The organism is Mycolicibacterium austroafricanum (assembly GCF_902705885.1).
Lineage (GTDB): Bacteria > Actinomycetota > Actinomycetes > Mycobacteriales > Mycobacteriaceae > Mycobacterium > Mycobacterium vanbaalenii_A.
This window is the reverse complement of the sequence record NZ_CACSIP010000055.1, coordinates 1-21750: the sequence shown is the minus strand read 5'-3', so window position 1 is coordinate 21750 and position 21750 is coordinate 1. Positions and strand designations below refer to the sequence as shown.

23 protein-coding genes and 1 pseudogene are annotated in these 21750 nt (G+C 67.5%); 23 read left to right on the top strand and 1 reads right to left on the bottom strand.

What is annotated here, in order from left to right; genetic code table 11:
• The 10 genes and pseudogenes from BEMPMBAN_RS28240 to BEMPMBAN_RS33225 all read left to right on the top strand — a co-directional run.
• Nucleotides 1-1925, top strand: a pseudogene (locus BEMPMBAN_RS28240) (hypothetical protein); the annotation flags it as partial.
• A 29-nt stretch (nucleotides 1926-1954) separates the two neighbouring features.
• Complete coding sequence (locus BEMPMBAN_RS28235) at nucleotides 1955-2308, top strand: hypothetical protein (protein ID WP_159234789.1); 354 nt, start codon at nucleotides 1955-1957, stop codon at nucleotides 2306-2308.
• 254 nt (nucleotides 2309-2562) lie between these two features.
• Nucleotides 2563-2757, top strand: a complete 195-nt coding sequence (locus tag BEMPMBAN_RS28230) for a hypothetical protein (RefSeq protein ID WP_159234788.1) — start codon at nucleotides 2563-2565, stop codon at nucleotides 2755-2757.
• Nucleotides 2758-2851: 94 nt separating this feature from the next.
• Complete coding sequence (locus BEMPMBAN_RS28225) at nucleotides 2852-3010, top strand: hypothetical protein (RefSeq protein ID WP_159234787.1); 159 nt, start codon at nucleotides 2852-2854, stop codon at nucleotides 3008-3010.
• A complete protein-coding gene (locus BEMPMBAN_RS28220) occupies nucleotides 3007-3612 on the top strand; it encodes a hypothetical protein (protein WP_200846147.1) in 606 nt (201 codons plus the stop codon). Before BEMPMBAN_RS28225 ends, BEMPMBAN_RS28220 begins: the two co-directional genes overlap by 4 nt.
• Nucleotides 3609-4001 (top strand): DUF1360 domain-containing protein, encoded by a 393-nt coding sequence (locus BEMPMBAN_RS28215; RefSeq protein ID WP_159234786.1) that lies wholly within the window; start codon nucleotides 3609-3611, stop codon nucleotides 3999-4001. The genes BEMPMBAN_RS28220 and BEMPMBAN_RS28215 overlap by 4 nt, the downstream gene beginning before the upstream one ends.
• Nucleotides 4002-4028: 27 nt before the next feature.
• A complete protein-coding gene (locus BEMPMBAN_RS28210; protein WP_234897745.1) occupies nucleotides 4029-5951 on the top strand; it encodes a hypothetical protein in 1923 nt (640 codons plus the stop codon).
• Complete coding sequence (locus tag BEMPMBAN_RS28205; RefSeq protein WP_159234785.1) at nucleotides 5951-6343, top strand: DUF3307 domain-containing protein; 393 nt, start codon at nucleotides 5951-5953, stop codon at nucleotides 6341-6343. The genes BEMPMBAN_RS28210 and BEMPMBAN_RS28205 overlap by 1 nt, the downstream gene beginning before the upstream one ends.
• A complete protein-coding gene (locus tag BEMPMBAN_RS28200; protein ID WP_159234784.1) occupies nucleotides 6343-8985 on the top strand; it encodes a structural protein in 2643 nt (880 codons plus the stop codon). Before BEMPMBAN_RS28205 ends, BEMPMBAN_RS28200 begins: the two co-directional genes overlap by 1 nt.
• Before the next feature lie 29 nt (nucleotides 8986-9014).
• Nucleotides 9015-9209: a DUF7196 family protein gene (locus BEMPMBAN_RS33225; RefSeq protein WP_425295018.1), complete on the top strand. Its 195-nt coding sequence runs from the start codon at nucleotides 9015-9017 to the stop codon at nucleotides 9207-9209.
• Here BEMPMBAN_RS33225 and BEMPMBAN_RS28195 read toward each other — a convergent pair.
• Nucleotides 9200-9478 carry a hypothetical protein gene (locus tag BEMPMBAN_RS28195; RefSeq protein WP_159234783.1) on the bottom strand — a complete coding sequence of 93 codons (279 nt, stop codon included), beginning with the start codon at nucleotides 9476-9478 and terminating at the stop codon, nucleotides 9200-9202. The genes BEMPMBAN_RS33225 and BEMPMBAN_RS28195 overlap by 10 nt on opposite strands.
• 189 nt (nucleotides 9479-9667) lie before the next feature.
• Here BEMPMBAN_RS28195 and BEMPMBAN_RS28190 point away from each other — a divergent pair, with 189 nt between their 5' ends.
• The 13 genes from BEMPMBAN_RS28190 to BEMPMBAN_RS32835 all read left to right on the top strand — a co-directional run.
• Nucleotides 9668-11695: a major capsid protein gene (locus BEMPMBAN_RS28190; RefSeq protein WP_234897744.1), complete on the top strand. Its 2028-nt coding sequence runs from the start codon at nucleotides 9668-9670 to the stop codon at nucleotides 11693-11695.
• Nucleotides 11696-11783: 88 nt separating this feature from the next.
• Complete coding sequence (locus BEMPMBAN_RS28185; protein WP_159234782.1) at nucleotides 11784-12563, top strand: hypothetical protein; 780 nt, start codon at nucleotides 11784-11786, stop codon at nucleotides 12561-12563.
• A 14-nt stretch (nucleotides 12564-12577) separates the two neighbouring features.
• A complete protein-coding gene (locus BEMPMBAN_RS28180) occupies nucleotides 12578-12931 on the top strand; it encodes a hypothetical protein (RefSeq protein ID WP_159234781.1) in 354 nt (117 codons plus the stop codon).
• Nucleotides 12928-13176: a holin gene (locus tag BEMPMBAN_RS28175; protein ID WP_234897743.1), complete on the top strand. Its 249-nt coding sequence runs from the start codon at nucleotides 12928-12930 to the stop codon at nucleotides 13174-13176. The genes BEMPMBAN_RS28180 and BEMPMBAN_RS28175 overlap by 4 nt, the downstream gene beginning before the upstream one ends.
• On the top strand, nucleotides 13169-13687 hold the full coding sequence (locus BEMPMBAN_RS28170) for a hypothetical protein (RefSeq protein WP_159234780.1): 519 nt from the start codon (nucleotides 13169-13171) through the stop codon (nucleotides 13685-13687). The genes BEMPMBAN_RS28175 and BEMPMBAN_RS28170 overlap by 8 nt, the downstream gene beginning before the upstream one ends.
• Nucleotides 13684-14109, top strand: a complete 426-nt coding sequence (locus BEMPMBAN_RS28165; protein WP_159234779.1) for a hypothetical protein — start codon at nucleotides 13684-13686, stop codon at nucleotides 14107-14109. The genes BEMPMBAN_RS28170 and BEMPMBAN_RS28165 overlap by 4 nt, the downstream gene beginning before the upstream one ends.
• Before the next feature lie 123 nt (nucleotides 14110-14232).
• Nucleotides 14233-15288, top strand: a complete 1056-nt coding sequence (locus BEMPMBAN_RS28160) for a hypothetical protein (protein ID WP_159234778.1) — start codon at nucleotides 14233-14235, stop codon at nucleotides 15286-15288.
• An 88-nt stretch (nucleotides 15289-15376) separates the two neighbouring features.
• Nucleotides 15377-16150: a hypothetical protein gene (locus BEMPMBAN_RS28155; protein ID WP_159234777.1), complete on the top strand. Its 774-nt coding sequence runs from the start codon at nucleotides 15377-15379 to the stop codon at nucleotides 16148-16150.
• A 1-nt stretch (nucleotide 16151) separates the two neighbouring features.
• Nucleotides 16152-16688, top strand: a complete 537-nt coding sequence (locus BEMPMBAN_RS28150; RefSeq protein ID WP_234897742.1) for a hypothetical protein — start codon at nucleotides 16152-16154, stop codon at nucleotides 16686-16688.
• 27 nt (nucleotides 16689-16715) lie between these two features.
• Complete coding sequence (locus tag BEMPMBAN_RS28145) at nucleotides 16716-17090, top strand: hypothetical protein (protein ID WP_159234776.1); 375 nt, start codon at nucleotides 16716-16718, stop codon at nucleotides 17088-17090.
• Nucleotides 17080-17481 (top strand): hypothetical protein, encoded by a 402-nt coding sequence (locus BEMPMBAN_RS28140; protein WP_200846146.1) that lies wholly within the window; start codon nucleotides 17080-17082, stop codon nucleotides 17479-17481. The genes BEMPMBAN_RS28145 and BEMPMBAN_RS28140 overlap by 11 nt, the downstream gene beginning before the upstream one ends.
• 28 nt (nucleotides 17482-17509) lie before the next feature.
• Nucleotides 17510-18064, top strand: a complete 555-nt coding sequence (locus tag BEMPMBAN_RS28135) for a hypothetical protein (protein WP_159234775.1) — start codon at nucleotides 17510-17512, stop codon at nucleotides 18062-18064.
• 28 nt (nucleotides 18065-18092) lie between these two features.
• On the top strand, nucleotides 18093-21750 hold a 3658-nt coding region (locus tag BEMPMBAN_RS32835), incomplete at its 3' end, for a VldE C-terminal domain-containing protein (RefSeq protein WP_483238004.1).

Below are 21750 nucleotides of genomic sequence, written 5' to 3'. Positions count from 1 at the left end.
GCCGGGCGGGCGGGATGTTAGCGGCCGGTATCAACGCGTCGATCACTGGCCACGGAGCCCACCTCATGGTTATTGACGACATCGTCAAGGATGCGGCGGAGGCGGACAGTGTGGCGCATCGGCGCCGGATCTGGAACGAATGGCAGTCGACGTTGTCGACCCGTATCCACCCGGGTGGGGGTGCGCTCTGCGTGATGTGCATGACGGGTGACACGCCAGTGCTGATGGCTGATGGCACGGAGAAAGACCTACGACATATCCGTCCTGGTGACAGGGTGGCAACCTATGAACAGGGACGACTGAGTAAGTCGACCGTTCGTAACTGGGCGAATCAGGGCCCTGACCACGTGTTTCGTATTAGGATGAAATCAGGACGAACGGTACGGGCAAATGCTCGCCACCCGTTCCTGACCATCAAGGATGGTGTCGAGACGTGGCAGCGAACGGACTCTCTCAAGCCGGGCAGCGTCATCCTGACGGCCATTGGGGTAAATGGCGTGGAGTCGCCTGTTCGGCTGATGGGTGTGGGGAGCCAGCCAAATGCAAAGGCATGTGCATGTCCCACTACAGAAGAGCTCGATGGGCATCAGGTCACCGTCCCCCCTCGACTAATCCGCAATCCATGCGGGATCGGCGAATGCGACACCGTTATGGACTCGACCAAGCCGGATACGATGCCCTCTTCGCCGAGCAGGGCGGTGTTTGCGCCATCTGCAAGGAAGTGCCAACACCGCGAAACACCAGAGCCCATTGGGACGGCAAGCTTTGTGTCGACCACGACCATGACACGGGACGTATCCGCGGTCTGCTCTGCAACGACTGCAATCTGGCGGTCGGATACGGAAAGTCTTCAGAGGCCCTGCGTGCCGCCGCTGAATACATCGACCGTTACGCCTGAGGAGGTCGCTGAGGTCGTACCGGCTGGCGTCGAAGACGTTTTCGACATTCAGGTCGATCGCACCGAAAACTTCATCGCCAACGGGTTGGTTAGCCACAACACCCGCTGGCATGAGCAGGACTTGGCGGGGATGTTGTTGGCGACGGAGCCTGATGTGTGGCGTCGGACGAACATTCCGGCTGTGGCGCAGCCGGGGATACCGGACGTGTTGGGTCGTGAGCCGGGGGCTGTGATGGTGTCGGCGAATGGGTTCACGGCGGAGGTGTTCGCGGCGCGGCGCCGGTCGTCGGGTGAGCGGGCGTGGAACGCGATGTATCAGGGGGTGCCGTCGGCGCCGGAGGGTGATTTGATCAAGCAGGCGTGGTTTGATGCGTGGCGGTTGCCGTGTGCGCCGGCGGGTGCAGTGAAAACGGTGGTGGCGGTCGACCCGAGTGATAGTGGGCAGGGTGATGAGGCGGGCATCCTGGCGGTGAGCCTCACCAGCGAGGGTGTGTGTGCTGTGATCGCGGACGTCAGCGCGCCGATGACGTCGGATGCGTGGGCCAAGGCGGCGGTGAAACTCGCCGTCCAGGTCGGGGCCAGTGAGATCGCGGTGGAGGCGTTCGCCGCCCGGGAAACCTATTCGCGGGTGTTGCGTGAGGCGTTGAAAGCGGAGGGCGTGTCACGCCCGGTGAAGGTGACGGCGTGGCCGCCCAAGGGCAGTGGCCGGGGCGGGGGTGATGCGCTGGCCCGGTCGTCGGCGTTGCTGCAGGCTTTGGAGGTTGGGACGTGCCGGCTGGCGGGCCGCTTCGACGAATTCGAACGCGCCGCGACGACGTGGCAGGCGGGCCAGCATCAACCGGACCGGCTGGCCGCGCTGGTGGTGGGGCATGACGTATTGGTGCATTCGATCGGTCAGGGCTGGGACTTCGCCACACCGGGCGATGCGGTGTTGGAGGGTGGGCGGCCCAGGTTGGCGGCGATCACCGGGGGCGGTTCGACGTCGCCGGCCCCGCAGGGCGCGTGGTGGGAACAACAACTCGGGTAAAAGTCGGGGGCCGGGCGGATACTGCGGGCATGACTACTTGGGAACCGATGGATGTCGAGATGATGGAAACGCAGGGTGGCGGCGGCACGTTGGTCTCACCGCATCCCGCGCACGATCCGGAGTGGTCGCGTATGGACGAACTTCGTTGGCGGGCGGGTGTGTTGCGGGCAAACACGGGTGTGACGGTGACATTCAACGACCAGCCCACTTTCCGGCGACAGGACCGGACGGCACGTTTCCCTGAACTGGTCGGCGTGATCGTCGAGGGCCCGGCAGGGTCAATGTCATGCAGCGAGTTTGACCGCGACTTACTCGCATTCCTGAACGCTGTTGAGGTAGGGGCATCCGTGATGGGCACAATGCTGGGTGCCGCCGCGCCGTGAAACGTCGGGTAGGTCAGGGGCGTGCGCGATACTGTCGGCATGGCCTCGGGTGATGAGTTTCTGACGTTGTGGCAGCACCACGATCGTGGTGGCGGGCAGGTGACGTTGCGGCGCACTGCGGTGATGAGTGTGCAGCCGAATCTGAACGGGTTACGGCGGGTTCGACGGGTCGTTGGTGCGCTGCCTCGACGGCGTCACCTACCACGTCGAGGAGTCCACCAAGACGATCACCGCGCGCCTCGGGTGCCGTTGTCGTGAAATGCGACCGATGCCAGCAGCCGATCGCAGTGGGCCAGTTCTACATTGAGGCGCGCCGCCGGGAGGGCAAGCCGTTCATCGCGCCTCGGCCCGGAATCGACAACGGGATGAATCTTGATCCGTTCGTCTATATCCACATCCCGGACTGCACCGTCTACATGGCTACCGCGAACGCTCCCGAACAACCGTGACCCGCCGGGAACTCGAATGTTTCACGGCACTGTGACCTGCACAGAGTCTGGTTTCACGCACAAATCTGAGGGGGTCACCCCCCGGGGTTAGTTTGTGGCGCGTGGGACAGATGCGTGCCGGGTGCCGGGTGTGACGCCGCCGCCGTTGCCGGGTGACCGGGTCGCCGTGCTCGTCACGTTCGCGCTGCTGGTCGCCGCCGTCGCGGCCGCGCTGTACCTGACAGCCCAGCATGTGGGGGTTGCGCCCTGGTGAGCCGGCCCGTGCAGTCCCACCAGCTGCTGCAGTGGCGGCCCGACAAACATCTCGTCGCCGCGGTCCTCGCGGTCCCGAAGTCGCACATCCCCATGACGGAGATGCCCGACATGGACCGCTGCTACCTCGTCGCCGGACTGACGATGGCGGGCCTGACCGCCGAGGACATCGCGGAACGCACCGGCTGCTCCCGCCGACTCGTCATGACGATCCGCGCAGACCCCCGCACCGTCATGGCCGCCGTCGCGTCCGACGACAATTTCGAGCTCGAACGGGACCTACGCACCGAACGCTGCCAACACGCCGCCACCCGCGGGGAACTCGCCGAGGTTCGGCGCGCGCTGGAGCGGGTCACCCACCAGCGCGACGACATGCTGGACCAGTTGCAAGTCAAGGGCCGCGTCGACTCGTTCCCGCGGTGCGGCCATGAACGCGTCGGCTACAACGTGTACAGCCGAAACGGGGTCGACTACTGTCGCAAGTGCCGCCGCGAATGGGACGCCACGAAACGGAAACCAAGACCGTCTACCAGGAAAAATAGGCGATCCGTTAGAAATAACGGCAATATTTTGCATAACCCGGGCCTAGGTTCCGCCCCATGAATCACAGCCTCGGATGGACCGTCCTGATCCTCGTCATCTACGTGCTCGCCGCGGCGCGCATCACCCGCCTGATCAACGCCGACTCCATCACCGAACCGGCGCGCATGTGGATCGCGGGGCGCGCCGAAGCGGCGAAGACGAAATCCGACGAAGCCTCCGCCGCCAGCCAACCCGCCCTCGCCGACTCGTACCGCAAACGTGCTGCTCGCGGCGTCAAAACCTACGACTTCGTGATCTGCCCCTGGTGCGTCGGATTCTGGGTCAGCCTCGCCGGCGCGATCTACCTGGTGCCATTCCTACTCGGCTGGCACGGCGGATGGGTGCTGCCAGTCGCATTCGCCGCGTCGCATGTGATCGGCAAGGCCGCCGGCCTCGCGCAGGGCGACTAGACACCCCGGCTGGCTACCTTCCGTACCGTGGCCACCCCGTCTCAGCAGATCGTGCAGCGCCTGAAGGGGTCGCTGACCGCGCAGGGTGCCCTCACCGCGTCCGCGCCGCCGCCGCTGGTCGCCGCGTCGGCGCCCGTGACTGACACGGCGAAAATTTTCCGCAACAGCGGGTTCGGTAGCCGGTCGGCGAGCTGGCAGAACGAACTGTGGGAGCTCTACGACGAGGTCGGCGAGTTCGCCTACTACGTCGACTGGCTGGCGTCGTCGTGCTCGCGGGTGCAGTGGATCGCCTCCGAGATCGGGGAAGACGGCCGCCCCACCGGCGGAATCGCCGACGACAACCCCGAGGGGCAGAAGGTCGCCGAGATTGTCCGCGACCTGGCGGGAGGCACCCTCGGCCAGGCCGAACTCACCGAACGGTCCATCCGGATCCTCGCGATCCCGGGCGAGCATTGGATCGCGATCCTCCAACGCCCCGTCTCCCCCGTCTCCCCCGGGTCGCAGGAGACTGAGGAGAGGTGGTTCGCCGTCACCCTCGAGGAAATCGAGCAGGGCACCCGCGCCGACACCGTGAACATTGTGCTGCCAGACGGGCGCAAACACGAGTACAACAAGGACCGCGACGCCGTGATTCGGGTGTGGAATCCGCACCCACGCAAAGCGATGGAGGCGACGTCGCCGGCGCGGTCATGCCTGCCGGCTCTACGGGAGATCGCCCGAACGACCGCGAAGATCGAAAACATCGACTACTCGAGGCTGCTCAGCGCGGGTGTGTTCCTGATCTCGTCGGAGGCGAACGTGCCGTCGGCGGCCGCTCCGACGTCGGCGGGCAAGCCCGGCGACCCGCCACCCGCGCCGCCGGCGCCGCAGAGTGTGGCGTCGTCTGTGCAGCGGCAGTTCGTGCAGATCGCGCAAACCGCCCACAAGGATCCCAAGAACATGGCCGGCGTCGTGCCCATCACGATTTCGGTTCCGGACGTGAAGAACGCCGCCGAGCACATCGACTTCGGGAAAGAGTTCTCCAAGGCCGAGCTTGAGAAACGTGACAATGCGATCGACCGGTTCGGGATGGGCGTCAACATGTCGCCGGAGCGGCTACGTGGCATGTCAACCGGGAATCACTGGTCGAGCTTCGTGATCGGTGACAGCGATGTGCAGCTGCACATCGCACCCGCGATGGAAACGCTGCTCGGGGCGGTCGACCAGAACGTGCTGCGGGACACGCTTCGCGCGGAGGGCATCGACCCGGACAAGTACGTGCTGTGGTACGACGCCAGCCAGTTGACGGTCGACCCGGACAAGAGCGACGAAGCGAAGGACGCGTTCGCGGGTAACGCGATCACCTCCGACGCGCTGGTGAAAGCGTCCGGCCTTCCGGCGGACTCGGTGTATGACCTGGACTCCCCGGAGGGGGTGAAGGTGTTCGCCCGGGACGCGGTGACGAAGAACCCGGCGCTGCTGCCGATGTACGCGCATCTGTTCTCCGGGACGCAGGGGTTGGAGTTCCCCAACGCTGCGCAGCTGCCCGCCGGCGACAGCGGCCGGCGGGTGCCGAGCCGGGACGTGTCGGGGTCTGAGCGCGGTGAGGAACCCGACACCGAAGGCGGGGAGCCGCGCGCGATCGCCGCGTCAGCCGGGCCCGACGCGGCCGTGTCGCTGGCTATCACGTGGGGCACCACGCGCGCGCTGGACATGGCGGGGAAGCGGCGCGTGAAAACCAACGACGTGCAGATGCGGGCCAGGCTGCGCGACGTCGAACCCCACGACTACCACCGGTTCATGGGCCCCGTCACAGACAGCGAAGTCGCGGCGCTGATCAAGGGGTGGGATCCGGGGCTGGACGAGCTGGCAGGCCGGTACGGCTTCGACGCCGATCAGGTGCGGCTGGCCGTGTCGCAGCGGGCCCGCGCGCAGCTGACCGCCCAACTCGTCGACGGACAGGTCATGTGATGGGCATCGCCGAAGCAATCGCGCTGACCGGACTCGCACACCTGGTGGGCGACTACGTGATCCAGTCGCACTGGATGGCGGTCGAGAAGACGAAGCGGTGGTGGCCGGCCATCGCGCACGCGGTCACCTACGGGCTGCCGTTCCTGCTGATCACGCAGTCCCCGGTGGCGCTGCTGGTGATCGTCGGCACTCACGCCGTCATCGACCGCCACCGCCTCGCCCGACATCTGGTGTGGTTCAAGAACCAGTTCGCACCATTCGCGTTCCGGCCTGGTCATACCGCGACCGGCTATCCGGATGATACGCCTCCGTGGCTGTCGTTCTGGCTGCTCATCGCAGCGGACAACATCCTGCACATGTTGATCAACGTCGCTGCGGTGGTGTGGCTCTGATGTGGCCTGATCCGGGTGAGGCGTTGTCGCGCATCATCTCCGCTGAGGCGGCGATCGCTGATCTGTACCGGGAGGCGTTGCGCCGCTGGCTACCGGCCGCGCGCGCAGCGGTCGGCCTGACCGCGGCCGCCGCGCCCCCGCCGGACCCCAACGCGGTCGGTGAAACCCAGGCGCAGTGGGAGGAACACGCCGAGCAGGTCGTCCTCGCCGGGCTGCTGGCGTTGTGGGCGGCGGCGTTCGTCGAAGCCTCCGACAGCCTCGGCGCCGAGATCAACATTCCTGACCTCCCCGGCAGTGACCGCGAACCGCCGGATGCGCCTCCGTCGCGCATCGACGCCGCCGTGCTCGACATCGTCGCCCGCCACGCCGACATGACACCCGACCAGGTCGCCAACAGTGTGGCCCGCGTGCAGGCCGCACCCGGCGTCGGCGAGCACGCCACCGACTTCGTCGCCGCGCGCCGGCCCGCCGCCTACACGATCCCCGGCCGGGTCAGTGAGAAACTCGCCGCCGAACTCGCCGACACCCCGCAGCCGGACATCACCGACGCCCCGCGCGGCGCGGAGCCGCCACCGCTGTCCCCGCCGGAGATCGCCGCCGAGGTCCTCGACGTCGACTCCCCAGCAGTGCGGGCCGTCACCGACGCCGAGAAATACCAGGCCGCCGGTGTCCTCAACCACGCCGTCCTCATCGCCGCGCAACAGTCCGAAGACGCCCCCGAACTCGAGAAGGTGTGGATCGCCACCATCGACGGCAAAACGCGGCCGTCGCACTGGGCTGGTGACGGGCAGCGGGCGCCGCTCAACGGACACTTCACCATCGGCGCCGAACAACTCGCCTACCCGGGTGACCCCACCGCATCCCCGGCCGAGCGGTTCAACTGCCGATGCCGGCTCGGGATCCTCGCCCACGATGAGCCGCTGCCCGACGAAGTGGACCGGCACACCGAACGCCTCGACGGCCGCGACTCCGTGGCGATCAACCGGGACGGCCGCACCCAGCAAGAGGAAATTGAGCGCCGCAAGCGCGTCGGGAACGTGCGCGCCCGCGACGACGACGACGGGATCGGACGGGTCGCGTCCGCAACACCAGAGGAGCACACGATGGCCGAGCAGGACACGTATCGGACGTTCACGGACGTGCTGTTCGCCGTCGTCGGCACCCCCACCTCAGACGGGCGTGTCCTGTCGGCCGACACCGAGATGCGGTTCCGGTCCACACCCATGCCGTTGCGGTGGTGTGAGAAGTCGAAAGGCGGCCACGACGACGCGGTCGTCGTGGGGGTCATCGAACAGATCGGGGTCAACGAGGTCGGGGAGGTCCGCGGATCCGGCTACGTTCTGAACAGCACGAACGCCGCCGAGGCGATCGACCTGGTGGAGCATGGTGTCGTCAAACCGTCGATCGACTACATGTCCGAGGATGTCCTGGCCTACGAGGACGGCACCCGGGTGACGGAGCAGAACTTCGACCCGGAGCGGCGCAAGTTGGTGACGTCGCGCAACGTGGAGGTGTTGGCGGCGACGCTGGTGTCGATCCCGGCGTTCGGGCAGACGACGTTCGCGTTGGATGACAGCCGTAAAACGCTGGACCGGGCGTTGGTCGCGGCGGCCGCGGCGACGTTCGCGCCGCCGGTCTATGACCCGCAGCTGTTCGCCGACCCGGGGTTGGCGGGTCCGACGCGGATCACGATCACCGAGGACGGGCACGTGTTCGGGCATTTGGCGTGTTGGAAGGATCGGCACCGCAGTGTCGGTCTCGGCCACATGAAGCCGCCGCGGTCCCGCGCCGGGTACGCCCACTTCCATTCCAGCCCGCCCGTGCAACTGTCCGATGGCGGCAGCGTGCCGGTCGGGCGCCTCACGGTGGGCATCGGGCACGCCCCCACCACCGGGATCTCGAACGCGGCGGCGATGGCGCATTACGACAACGCCGCTCACTGCTGGGCGCTGGTCCGCGCCGGTGAGGACCGGCACGGCATCTGGGTGTCGGGTGTGGTGGCGCCGTGGGCGTCGCCCGAGCAGGTGCAGATGGCGATGGCGGCGCCGCTGTCCGGGGACTGGCGGCCCTACGGCGGCCAGTACGAGCTCGTCGCGGTGCTGAGTGTGAACACGCCGGGGTTCCTGTGCGCAGGCGACACGCGCGGCGAGTACGGCCTGGTCGCATCGCTGGGCCCGTCGCCGTTCACCACCGCGGGCGGCATCGATCATCTGTCACTGGACGACATCAAGACCGCGATGGTGGAGGCGCTGAACGAACACCACCAGCGGGCGGAGCTGTCGCAGCAGCGGGCGGCGGCAGTCGGTCGGGCACGCGAGGTGGCGGCGGATTCGTTGGCGGCCCGCCGCGGCGCGGTGCTGGAGCGGGCGCGGGCGACTGTGGAGGACACGAGCGGGCAGATCGCGTTCCACGAGTTCGCGGCGACGCGGCTGCCGCCGCAGCTGCTGGCGTACTGGACGACCGGCGCCGGCGGTCGGAGCAAGATCAAGTGGGGCACCCCGAACGACTTCTATCGGTGCCGCCGCGCGATCCAGAAGGCCGTCGTGAAGGACGGTGACGCGCCGCTGCCGCCGAACCAGATCGACGGGCTGTGCGCGACGCTTCACCGGATCGCGACCGGCAAGCACCCAGGCAAGCACTGACCAGCTCCGAGCGGAAAGGGACGTCCCCGATGGGGTGTAACTGCAGAGGCAGTAAAAGCGCGGGCCAACGGACAGCGTCAGGCCGCGAAATCGCCGGCTATCAGCTGATCTTCCCGGCCGGGTCAGGGATGGAGTCGGTGACGTATTCGACGCCGCTGGAGGCGAAGAACGCGCGCCACGACTCCGGCATCGTCGGCTCCACCATCCAAACCCTCTACCGCTGAGATAACGGCCCGGCGAGCGTTGGATCCTCAGTCAGGAAAACCGGATCCCCGACAACCGCGCCACCATCTGGTTCTACTGAACGGGCCTCACGGTTCGGCCAGTAGACAGACGGGCTGCCCTCGGAATCGAGAAACAGAATCCATTCGGTGCCGTCATCGCGGACACCTTCGATCCATCCAGAGTAGGCGTCCTGAGCTGGGACGAAGTTCTCCTGCCGGGGAATGTCGGCGGGGATTTCGCGGTACCGGCCGATCGTGACTCGCTGCATGAGATCGCCTTTCGGTGAGGGGATACATCGGTCCGCGCCCCACCTGGGCACCTGCTGAGAATACCGCGTTTCGGACCCCGCTGCACCCCCGGTTTCTAGCTTTCGTGATCAGAGAGTTCCTGCCATGCGCTATGTGCCGGGGAGCGATCGGACAACCACAGAAGCATCACTCCAAGAAGGAGCACTGCAGTGCCGAAGCTGCCCGATCAGCTGCCCGAACAGCTGCCCGCCACCGTCGCCGAACTCACCGAGCTCGCCGAGCAGGCGGAACGAGAAATCAACAAGTACCTGGCCATCGCCGACGCCGGCGATGAGCTGTCCGCCGAGCAGACCACCCGCCTCGGCGACCTCACCGGGTTCTTCGAGAAGACCACCGAGGCGCGAGCAACCGCCGAGGCTGCCGAGAAGTCCGCCGCCGACGAACTGGCCGGAGCGATCGAGCGTGCGCGGAAGGCGACCGCACCGAAGCCCGAGCCGAAGGCCGAGGAGACTGAGCCGGAGCCCGAAGCCGACGAGTCCGACGACGACGGTGGCGACGGCGGCGACGGTGGTGCCGAGGTGGTCGCCGAAGCTGAGGCTGCCACCGAGCAGGCCGCCCAGCCCGAGTTGGCGGCCGCAGCTGTGAAGGGGAAACGCAGCTTCGCCGCGCACACCCGCAACAGCGCACCCCCCGCCCCCGCCGCCTCCGATCAGGTGGACCCGGCGAAGCGGTGGGCGCTCGTCGCGTCCGCCCCGAACTTCGCCGAGCGTGGCGGCCAGCTCGTCGACACTGCCGCGATCGCCGAAGGTATCTGCTCGACCGGGCAGTTCACCGGCATCAACCCGGACGCCCGCACCGTGCTGGCCACGATGGAACGCCCGGACCTGCCGGTGCACGAGACGGCGGAGGAGTTCTACGCCGACCTCGACCGCATCACCTCCGAGATCCCCGACCACGGCAAGGTCAACGCCGGAGTGCTGGTCGCTGCCGGTGGCTGGTGCGCCCCCTCGGAGCAGGAGTACGACTTCTGCCCCACCCGGCCGGCGATCGGGCTGCTGTCGTTCCCGGAGAAGCGGCTGCCCCGCGGCGGCGTCATCTTCCCCGCCGAGCCGGACTTCTCGGAGCTGCAGACCGGGTTCCATTTCACCGAACCTGAGCTGGAAGCGGTCGACGGCGAGGGTGTGCCGACGGCGATCAAGAACATCGTCGAGATCCCGTGCCCGCCCGAGATGGTCGAGTACCGGCTCGAGGCGATCGGTTGGGGCGTCAAATCCGGGATCCTGCAGAAGCGGGCGTGGCCGGAGCTGGTCAAGAAGTTCCTCGACGAGTTCATGGTGGAGCACCAGTACCGCATCTCGGCGAAGTCGCTGCTGAAGGTGCTGGCCGTGTCGGGTGTCGCGAAGGTCGTTCCGACCGACGCTGTGCTGGGCGCGACGACGAGCATCCTCAACGGGCTGCATGTGCGGGCGCGGAACATTCAGATCCAGCGCCGCACCACCACGGTCGAGGGCATCGCCCCGATCTGGTTCCGGGACGTGCTGCGCTCCGACCTGGCGTCCCGCGACGGCCTCGACGTGCTCAACGTCACCGACGCCGATGTCGACCGCTGGCTGGCCGACCGCGGCATCTACCTGCAGTACGAGGGCCGCTGGCAGTCGCTGACCACCGGGCAGCCCGGACATGAGGACACCAGCTGGTGGCCCGACCACGTCGACGTCGTGTTGTACCCAGCCGGCACGTTCTGGCGGGCGCTGAACAACGTCATCACGCTGGGTGTTCAGATGCCGTTCGACCTGGTGCGGCAGAACCGGCAGTTGGAGGGATTCGTCGAGGACGAATTCCAGGTCGGTAAGCGGTGCGACCCGTCGCATCTGATCCGGATCCCGCTGTGCGTGAACGGCGCTGTCGGTGCCCGCGAGGAGATCGTCTGCACCTACGGCACCGAGGTGGAGTCGCTGGAGGCGACGATCACCATCACGGGCACACCCGATGGCGGAACGTTCGAGGCGACGCTGGCTGGTAACAGCACCGACATCGCCTACAACGCGAATGCCGCAGCGGTGAAGACCGCGCTGGTCGGTTTGGACGACGGCTACGACGCCGCCGACTTCACTGTCACCGGCGGCCCCGGACCCGGCACCCCGTGGGTGGTGACCTACCCGTCCGCGCTGGGCGCGCTGACGGTGGACGGTACCGACCTGACCGGCGGCACCATCCCGGACGCGGCCGTCTCCTAACCGCGGGGGTCGGACGCAGTGGACGTGGCTGGCGGTGTGTTCCGAGGCGGTAGCACCGCCAGCCTCCCCGCACTGAGAGGAGCACGGCGTGACGAGCGTTTTTCAACCCGTCAAATTTGATGCCCCGCTGGTCAACCCGTCACCGAACGGACTGTTCGCCGCGGTCGCGTGGCAGACCGATGTGGACGGGCGGCCCCGCTGGCTCGGCGGGGGTGTCGATGTTCGGGTGTTCAACTACGGCGGCGAGGATTCGTTCGGGGTGTGGGCGGCCGACTGGTGCGGCCTGCAAGAAGACCTCGATGTCGGAGACGTCAAGGACGCCGGGGATCGCCCCGAGTCGCTGGACACGTTCGTCGCGTTGACGACGTGGGCGGCTGACGAGTGTGACCTGACCCGCCGCAGCGGAGACGAGGTCCGGGCCCGCGCTGAACAGGTTCACCGTCTGCAGGAACCGAACCAGGCCGAAGCGGAGGTCGCTGAACGGCTGCTCAGCGACGCGGGCGCGGCGACCGCGGCTGACGATCTGGTTGCCGCGCTGGGCGTGTTGGAGGGCGCGCTGGCGAAGACGAACACCCTCGGCGTGATCCATGCGGGTGCGCAGTGGGCGGCGGTCGCCGCCGACAAGGGTCTGATCGTCAGGTCTGGTTCGGTGCTGAAATCGCCGATGGGTCATCAGTGGGTGTTCGGCGGCGGCTACGTCGCCGGGTTGGTGAACACGCTGGTCGCCACAAGCCCGCTGTTCGGGTGGCGCACCGACGTGAAGGTCCACGACGCGGTGAAGCTCGAGCACAACCTGTTCAAGGCGATCGCGGAGCGGTCGCTGGTCATCGGGTACGAGGCGGCCGTCGGCGCGGCCGTAATCCAGTAGAGGGAGAAGGGTTCATGCCTGCTGGTGTGGAGAGTGTCGTCGAGGATGGGGTTGCGACGATCGAGTTCGTCGATCCGTCTGTCCGGGGTGTGGGGTTAGCTCGGCTGTTGGAACACGCGCCGGCCGATCAGGTGTCGAAGGTGACGCGTCCGCGGGTGGCGTACATCGTGCCGGAGGAGTTCGCGCGGGCAGCGGGGCTGCTCGACGCCGCTGCCGAGCCGGTCGTGGCGCAGCAGTGGCCTGACGGTGACCCCGACGACGACTGGAAACGTCCCGAGCTCGACGCGTACGCAGCCGCGCACGGCCTCGACCCGGGCGAGTACGGCAACAAAGCTGAACTCCTCGCCGCGATCAAGGCGGCGTCGTGACGATCTACTCGCTGACCTTCTGGAGGGACGCCACCGAACGGGCGCTGAAGTCGGCCGCCCAGGCAGCGGTCCTGGCCCTCGGCGGCGACGCGATCAACGTGTGGACGGTCGACTGGCAGACGGTGTCGGGGCTGACCGCGGGCGGCGCGGCGCTGTCGTTGCTGACGTCGGTCGCGTCGGCCGGGTTGGCGAACCGTGGCACCGCGTCGCTGTCCAAGGCCGTTGAACCCCATCGGGATGCCTGAGCCGATCCAGAAAGCGGTCCGCCGCTTCTGGGCGCTACTCGACTCCGAAACTGTTCGGCTGTTCGTCTGGCCGTTTTTCATCGGCCTGCTGTGCTGGGGCATCTACGGCACGTTCTTCTCCGCACCGATCCAGTTCGTCTACCCCGTCATGGGGGAGGCCTGGTACAACATCTGGATTTGGATGCACATCCCCGGCCCCGCAGCCGTCCTCGCCGGGCTGATGATGCGACGCGGCGGCACCCCCATCGCCCAGATGAGTACCCCGATGTTGTTCCGCGACTACATGGGCCTATGGCTGCAGCTCGGCGGCTACGTGACGATGTTCTTCGCGCTGCTCTACTACGAGATATCGGCGATCCAAGCCACCCACTGGGGGGCGTCGGCTTTTTCCGTCTTCGCGCTCGCCCCGTACGTGCTGGGATGCCTGTTCCTCGCGTTGCAGACCGGCCGGAAATTGTGGCGCGGCGAAACGCTGCATCGAGCCACCAGGAAGCACGGGTGGCACAAATGAGCGTCACTGGAACGATCCTGCTGGCCCTGGCCGGCTCCGCGATCCCGTCATCCCTGATCGCCGGGTTTTTCATGTTCAAGGTGAATCGGGCCACCGCCACAAAGGTGATCGTCGAGGCTGAGGAGATCTCGCGGCGTACCGCACTCGCCGAAGCGAAAGCAGCGCTCGAGTTCTCCACGGACAGATTCCGCAACCTCGAAGGCGACTTCCTGAAGGTAAAGAAGGATTGCTCGTCGTGCCAGGAGGAGCTGCGGAAGCTCAAGCGCCGCGACGAGCGCCGGGACCGCATCGAGGACGCGCTCATCGAAGCGTGGGTGGAGGCGATTCCGCTGCTCCCCGCCGATGCCGAACAGACCCGCAAGCTCCGCGAGGCAGCGGCCGCGGCGCGCCGAGAGAAGCACGAACTGGACGGCGATACCTGACCATCACCCGGGTGTTGCACTTCGGATCGTGATGCACCCGCCCGTCCTACTGTCCGTTTCAGCCTCGGAGACCGGATTGACCAGCGGCGCGCAGCGCCTGACAGCAGGAGGACAGCCAGCATCATGGCCGGCGCTATTCCAGTCGTAAAGGGCTACGCACTGCGCGCGACGAAGGTCGACGCCTGCGGCAAGCCGATCGAAGGACCAAGAAACCGCATCGTCACGAAAGGCTTCATCGAGTTCACCCCCGAACCCGAACTGAAGCAGCGTGAGGAGCTTGAACAGCTCAACGCCGAAGGGAAGGTGTGTTTCGCCGACACCACCGCACCCGAGATCAAACGGCACAACCTGTCGTTGCAGCTGTGTGGCGTCGACGCCGAACTTTCCGTCCTGTTCAACAGCCTCAACGAGAAGGTGTTGGACTACGACGACAACGTCGTCGGGTTGGCCGTCGGGCGCGAGGTGGACACCGACTACGGTGTGGCGCTCGAAATCTGGACGGGCGGCAGCTCCGAAGACGACTGCCTCGACAACCCCGCCGATTCGATCTTCTCCGTGCAGGGATCCGGGAAAACCTACGGCTACCTGCTGATGTTCGGCAAGGAATGGGTGACGGGGAATTTCCCGGTCACCGCCGGCATCACCAACATGACCCTGTCGGGTATCTCGATCCCGGGCCCGCATTGGGGTCGCGGCCCGTACAACGTGGCTGCCATCGATGGTTCGGGAACGCCGGGCCGTCTGCTGGTGCCGGTGTTGAAGAAGCGTGAGTTCACGTTCTTCCGCACCACGGTGGAGCCTCCGATGGAAACTGACGGGGCGTGCGAGTTGGCGGTCCAGTCGATCTTCGACACCGGTGACTACTTCGGGGCTGAGGCTGTGGATGTGGCGCCGGATCAGCCGATCTGCAACGGTGTCGGCTACACGGTGGTCAACGATGCGACGTCGGGCAACTTCACGTTGCTGGTCGGTACGGACGAGACCGCCGACATCGCGTTCGATGCGCTGCCCGCGGCTGTGCAGTCCGCGGTCGAGGCTCTGTCGAGCGTCGAGGTGGGTCAGGTGCAGGTGTCGGGCACTGCGGGCGACTACGTCGTCACGTTGGATCCGTCGCTGGGTGTCCTGACCGCCGATTCGAGCGGGCTGACGGGCGGCACCGCGGTGGTAACCGCCCTGTAAGAGGTAGACGAACGGACCGCCCCGGGTGCCCTAGCGGCCTCGGGGCGGTTCGTCGTTGGGAGCACCCCGGCTGGCTACCGTCACCGCCATGACGTGCTCATGGCCGATCGACAGATCATGCCTTGACGCCGCCCATCCGCTGCCCGAGCTGGGTGAGGATCCCACCGACGCGGAGCAGGCCGCCTACGACACGGCTTTGGCGCAGCGGAACAACGCCGAGGACCTCGCCGTGCACGTGCTGTGGGCGCTGTCCGGGCGGCAGTTCGGTGTCTGCCCGGTCACCGTCCGCCCCTGCGGGCAGGAGCCGTGTTGGCCGGCGCGGCGGGAGTCCTACGTTCTGGCGTGGCTTGATGGCGGCTGGTCGAATCAGCCGTGTGGCTGCGGGCCCGGCGCCTGCGCTGTCGCGGGGCCGCGGGTGGCGCATCTGCCGGGCCCGGCCAACCCGCACACCGACGACACCCCCATCACCGTCACCATCGACGGTGACGTTTTGCCCGCCGACCAGTACGTGCTGGAGGGCGACGTTTTGTACCGGGTGGACGATTCGTGGCCCAGCCAGGACCTCGGCCGGCCCCTCGGCGAGCCGGGTACGTGGTCGGTTACCTACCACCGCGGTGTGGCGCCCCCGGCGGGGGTCTCCGCGCTGGTGGGGCAGTTGGCGAAAGAGTTCATCGCCGGGTGCGGCGACACCGGGAAGTGCCGCATCCCGGCGAACCTGACCGGCACATCCCGTCAGGGTGTGTCGAAGACGTTCGACCCCGCGAAGATCCTGGCGTCGCGGCGCACCGGGCTGCGGGAGATCGACCAGTGGCTGGCCGCGGTCAACCCTCACAGCCTGACTCAGCCACCCGAGGTGCTGTGAGGTGACGGCCCCGGATTGTTTAGACCCGGCGATCGACGTGGTCAACACCGTCATGGATGCGATGCGGGCCGCGTTCAGGGCCGACAGTGACTGCCCGCCGGTCGGCGGCGGTATCGACGTGGTGCGGATGTTCGCCGGTGACGGGGCGCTACCCGCCTGGGATCCACAGTTGGCACAGGAGGCGATGTTCCTGTGGGTGCGGGTCGATCGCCGCTACCGATCCCGGACACCTGACTTCCCGGCCGCGTTCGTCGGTGACGGGCCGTGCGACAACGCCGACGCGTTCGCCGTCCTGGCGGTGGAGGTGGGGGTAGCGCGGTGCACATCCATGGATTCGGAGTGCAACTGGCCGCTGCTCGCCGAGGAGGCGCAGATCAGTTTGGACGATTCGTGGCGGTTGGAGCGGGTGATGCGGGCGGTCCGCTGCCTGCGCAGCAAGGAGCGGGCGGTGGCCACGGACACGGTCGCCCCGGTGGGCCCGGAGGGCCCGGAGGGCGGCGTGGTGGCGTGGACGGGCATGGCGTATGTGCAGATCTGAGAAAGGGATTTGATGATGGGTAATCGGGTGACTGTTCGGGTTGTCGATTCGGTGGTGGGTTTGACGCGTGGGTCGGAGATGACGGTGGAGGTGACTGATGTGGTGCGCCGCCGCGTCGCGAAGGGCATCTACAAGGTGGTCGATGATCATCGGGCGGGGGCGCATGTCCATGTGGCGATGCCAGCCGATGTCGACGAACCACCGAGCGACGAACCACCGCCTCCCCCCGCTTCAGTCCAAGAGCTCTATCCCGACGAACCGCCGGCGGGTAACGCGTCGAAGGACGAATGGCTGTCGTTCCTGGCCCGGCAGGGCATCGACGTGCCGCTCGACGAGGAGGGTGAAACCCCGGGCCGCGACGGGTTGAAGATGCTGTGGCAGCAGGTCACCGGTGGGAGTTAGCGCGCGCGTCGAGATCCATGACGTCGAGTTCGACCGGCAGACCACCGCGCATGCGCGGCGCCGGATGGCGTCGTGGAAGCGTCGGACGGCGACGCAGGCCCGCGCTGATGTGCCGGTGCGCACCGGGAATCTGGGCCGCAGCGTGGGTGAGGGTGCGACGCGGGTCGTCGGGCCCCGGCGGGTCAGTGGCAGTGTCCACGCGTCGGCGGATTATGCGCTGTACGTGCATGAGGGCACCCGCCCGCATCTGATCCGGCCGCGCCGGGCGCAGGCTTTGCGGTTTCAGATCGGCGGCCGGACGGTGTTCGCGAAACTGGTCCGCCACCCGGGCACCAGGGCGCGGCCGTTCCTGCGTAACGCCGGCACCCGGGTCGCTGCACAGATGCGCTGACTGCACACTGGCTTGGCACTCTGCGGGCATGACAATCTATGCCTCGGATGACGCCACCAAGGTGGCCGAAAACACTGAACCCGATCAAATCGAACCGGTCCGCGCTGAGGTTCACAGCCCCGATCCGGATGGCAATCACACGCCGCCCAGCTACCCGATCGATGACGAGCCGGAACCTGCCGACGAAACCGACGAGCCCGAAGACGCAGACGGCGAGCCCGAAGACCCGGCCGAACCCGATTGGTCGGCCGAACCCGACTGGGAACACGACCACGTCGAGTTCCACGGCGACTTGCTCGCGTTCCGTGTCCCCGCCCAGTCCGCCGTCACCAGCCTCGGTATCGGCGCCGGCCCCGGATCCACCCCGAACGAGCAGTCGTTCTACGCCCGCTATTTTCTGTCGACGCACCTGTCGTCGCAGTCGTTTCAGCGGTTCCTCATGCGGTCGATTCAGCCGGACGGCTACCCGGCTGAGGTGACTGACCCGCAGGGCGACCTGGTCAACGCCATCTCCAAGCCGCTGCTAGACCGGCTCGAAGCCGAAGCGAAAGCCCGGAAAACAGCCCCAAAGGGCAAAAAGTAGCTGCACCAGCGGTTCGTAACTTGAACCGGTGACCACGCCCGTCGGATCGATTCGTCTTGATCTGACCATCGACGGGTCGGCGCTCCCCGCGCAGGCGATGGCGCAGGTGCAGCGCGCTATCGCGCCGGTGCTGGCCGACCTCAGTCGCCGCCTCAACGAGGTGGAGCGCGACGTCCGCGACACCACCCGCACCACGCAGCGGGAAACGACGAAGCAGTCAGCGGCCTATACGGCTGTCCTCGAGCGCCTCGATGAGATCGGCGATCAGCACACCCGCAACGCGGCGAAAGCGCAGGCGGCGAGCCGACTGGAGGTCGGTGCTGTCACGGCGGTGACGCGGGCGATTGAGCGGCAGACGGTGGCGTTGGCGGCGAACACGGCGGCGCGTGCGGCGAATGCTGCCGCACCGTTGGGCGGACCGCCCGGCCGCGGCGGCGCAGGCGGTGGTGGTGGCGGCGGCGGGTTCAGCCGCCGTGGCGGCCGCTTCACGTCGGGTCCGTTGGGGGCGGCGGTGTTCAACGCGGCCGCGCTCGGTGTCGGTTCCTGGCCCGCGATCGCCACCGCGGCGACGGAGTTGACGGGGGCGTTGCAGCAGCTCACCCAGGTGGGCCTGGTGGTACCTGCGATGTTCGCCGGGATGGCCACGTCCTTCGGCACCGCTGCGATCGGCTTCCAGGGCATGGGCGACGCCGTCAAGGCGCTCAACGAGGCCGCCGCGTCCGGAGACCCGAAGGACTTGGAGAAGGTCGCCGAACAGCTCAAAGATATGGCGCCGGCCGCGGTGGACACCGCCAAGGCGTTCAGTGCGTTCACACAGGGACCGTGGAAAGAGCTGCAGAAAGCCACAGCTCAAACGATGTTCGAGGGCGTCGACAAGACGTTCACCGACCTCGCTGACAAGACGATGCCCACCCTCACCCGCGGCACGGCGCAGGTCGGGTCCGCGTGGAACAAGACGTTCAAAGAACTTGGCCGGGTCGGCGGGCTGGATTCGTCGCAGTCGATGCTGGACAAGATTTTCGGGAACACGGCGGAGGCGCAGACCCGGGCGAACGCAGCCATCGAACCTTTGGTCTCGGGGTTCGGGAAGCTCACCGCCGAGGGCACCGACTTTCTGCCGCGCCTCGCCGACGGCCTCACAGCGGTATCGACCCGCTTCGACAATTGGATCACCCGGTCGGTGGAGAACGGCAACCTCGACAAGTGGATTGATCAGGGGTTGACCGGCACGACGCAGCTTGGGGAGTCGTTCCTCAACGTCGGGAAGATCATCACGAACCTGACGAAAGCGGCCGGCGCCGACGACGGGGGTCTGCTGGCGGCGTTGGAGCGCGGCACGACCGCGTTGGCGGAGTTCACCGGGTCGGTGGAGGGGCAGGACCGCCTCGGCCGGTTCTTCGCGGAGGGCCGTGAGCAGCTCAATCAGTGGGCGGGGGTGCTGCGTGAGCTCGGCCCGGTCCTGCGGGAGGTGTACGAGGCGTCGAAGCAGTGGACGGCGGTGCTGCTGCCCGCGCTGACCGGGCTTCTGGATGTCGTCAACAGCCTGCCGGGCGGCATCGAAGCCATCACAGTCGGGTTCCTTGCGTGGAAAACGATGGGGGCGTTCACCGGCCTGTTGGGTGCTCTGGGCGGGGTGTCGACCGCGCTCGGCGGGATCGACGGCAAGCTGGGGAAGAAGGGCGGCGGCGGGGTCCTCGGGAAGCTGGGGATGCTCGGCGTAGCGGGCGCCGCTGGCGGGATCATCACCCAGCCCACCGACGGCACCCAGCCGTCCAGCGGCACGTCGGCGCTGCTGACGTTGGGTGGCGGCGCGGCCGCCGGATTCCAGGTCGCCGGCCCGGTCGGGATGGCGTTCGGGACGCTGGCCGGCGCGGCGGTCACGTTGGCGCAGGTGTTCATCAACCAGGCCAACATGATCGACAACGCGCGCCGCGCCAACCAGGAGTTCCTCGACAACCGGCCCCCCTCGGTCCCGGCGATCAGCACCGACCGGCCCATCACGCCCGGCCCGGCGGTATCGCCGCCGAACCTCAGCACCCCGAACCCGGCCGGCCCGACCTCGGTCCGCGGCCTGCTACTAGGCCCGGCCGCCGGTGTCGGCATGGGCAGCGGCGGGGAGCTGCGGAACCTACCCGCCATCGACTCGGCGCTGGCCGGTATCGCCGACAAGGCGGCGACAGCGCGCGCCAACATGGATTTACTCGCCAATGACATCACGACCCTTCCGACCGGTGAGGTGGTGCTCAAGGAGAACACGCCGGAGGCGATCGAGAAGGTCAAGAACCTCGGCTACACGATCCGGGATCTGCCGTCGGGGCAGGTCGCGATCAACGTGCAGTACATGTACAACGGGCAGCCGATCAGCCTGGAGCAGCTGCGGGCGCCGATCACTGTTCAGGCGTTTCCGGGTGACACGACGAACCCGCGGCTCGGTGGCCGCGCTGACGGCGGTGTCCTGCCCGGCTACAGCCCGGGCGTGGACAACATGTTGTGGCCGATGTCGGGCGGTGAGGGTGTCATCATCCCGGAGGCGATGCGGGCGCTCGGCCCGAACTGGCTGTACAACCTGAACTCGAGGTTCCGGCCGGGGCTGTCGCGCCGCGGCTACGCCGACGGCGGTGTGCACCTCGGAACTGGTGCGCTGCCCGGCCCCGGAATGCCGGGCGACGATCCGGTACTCGATTTGCTCGGAGACATCCGCGATCTGCTGCTGGGTAAGGGCGCCGCGAATGCGCCGCTGAACGTGACGGCACAGTCGTTATCGCAGTTGACCAGCTCCGCGGTGGGGCGGATGCCGGGCATGACGGGCGGCGGCATGGGTCCGTTCGGGACGCCGTTGAAGCCGCGGCACCCGGGTTATGAGATGGCGGCGGCGGCGATTCAGGCGCTCGGCGGTGACCCGGAGAAGTTCTTGGGGGCGGACCCGGCGCAGTATTTCACTGAGCAGCTCCATCAGCAGCTGCAGCCGTTGATGAGCGGTGTCGGCACGTCGGGGTTGTCGGGTGGGCGGTCGCCGTCGACGTTCGCGGGTCCGCTCGCGGAGTTCGCCCGCACCGGTGACCTCGCGGGCCTGGTGGGGCTCGGTTTGGACGCCAACGATCCGGTTGTGAAGGCGATCGCGTCGGCGCGGAACAAGAAGAGGAATGCGCTCGGCGGCGACGCGATCGCGGAGCTGGTCGAGCAGGTGTTGACCGGCGGCGGCTACAGCGGGGTCCTCGACTCGTCGAACACGACGCTGGTCGCGGCGCTGCAAACGTTCACGGAGAAGCAGCTCAAGGGTGGCCGCGGCGCCACCTCGGCGGCGCTCTCGCCGTTGATGGTGGGCAGCGGGCGGTCTGCACGGTTCAGCGATGAAGGGTTGGTTCCGGCCGCGGCGGCGCTCAACGATCTGATCGGGCAGATGTTCCCGCAGATCACCGAGATCGGCGGCTACCGGCAGGATCCGCACCCGGATCATCCGTCGGGGCGGGCGCTGGACATCATGATCCCGAACCACAACACGCCGGAGGGTAAGGCGCTCGGCGATCAGGTGTGGCAGGCGTTGATGGGCACCGGCATCGTCGATCCGCAGGGTTCGCTGTGGCAGAAGCCTGACCATTACGACCACATCCACGCCCGCATCGCGGAGGGCATGGAGAACGCCGCGGCCGGTCTGCTACCCGGCGGGCTCGGGGCGGGTGTCGGGG

Bases quoted from the DNA above. Each gene is read 5' to 3' on its own strand.
- BEMPMBAN_RS28235 (WP_159234789.1), top strand. From the start codon at position 1,955: ATGACTACTTGGGAACCGATGGATGTCGAGATGATGGAAACGCAGGGT.
- BEMPMBAN_RS28215 (WP_159234786.1), top strand. From the start codon at position 3,609: ATGAATCACAGCCTCGGATGGACCGTCCTGATCCTCGTCATCTACGTG.
- BEMPMBAN_RS28205 (WP_159234785.1), top strand. From the start codon at position 5,951: ATGGGCATCGCCGAAGCAATCGCGCTGACCGGACTCGCACACCTGGTG.
- BEMPMBAN_RS28200 (WP_159234784.1), top strand. From the start codon at position 6,343: ATGTGGCCTGATCCGGGTGAGGCGTTGTCGCGCATCATCTCCGCTGAG.
- BEMPMBAN_RS33225 (WP_425295018.1), top strand. From the start codon at position 9,015: ATGGGGTGTAACTGCAGAGGCAGTAAAAGCGCGGGCCAACGGACAGCG.
- BEMPMBAN_RS28195 (WP_159234783.1), bottom strand. From the start codon at position 9,478: ATGCAGCGAGTCACGATCGGCCGGTACCGCGAAATCCCCGCCGACATT.
- BEMPMBAN_RS28180 (WP_159234781.1), top strand. From the start codon at position 12,578: ATGCCTGCTGGTGTGGAGAGTGTCGTCGAGGATGGGGTTGCGACGATC.
- BEMPMBAN_RS28170 (WP_159234780.1), top strand. From the start codon at position 13,169: ATGCCTGAGCCGATCCAGAAAGCGGTCCGCCGCTTCTGGGCGCTACTC.
- BEMPMBAN_RS28165 (WP_159234779.1), top strand. From the start codon at position 13,684: ATGAGCGTCACTGGAACGATCCTGCTGGCCCTGGCCGGCTCCGCGATC.
- BEMPMBAN_RS28160 (WP_159234778.1), top strand. From the start codon at position 14,233: ATGGCCGGCGCTATTCCAGTCGTAAAGGGCTACGCACTGCGCGCGACG.
- BEMPMBAN_RS28155 (WP_159234777.1), top strand. From the start codon at position 15,377: ATGACGTGCTCATGGCCGATCGACAGATCATGCCTTGACGCCGCCCAT.
- BEMPMBAN_RS28135 (WP_159234775.1), top strand. From the start codon at position 17,510: ATGACAATCTATGCCTCGGATGACGCCACCAAGGTGGCCGAAAACACT.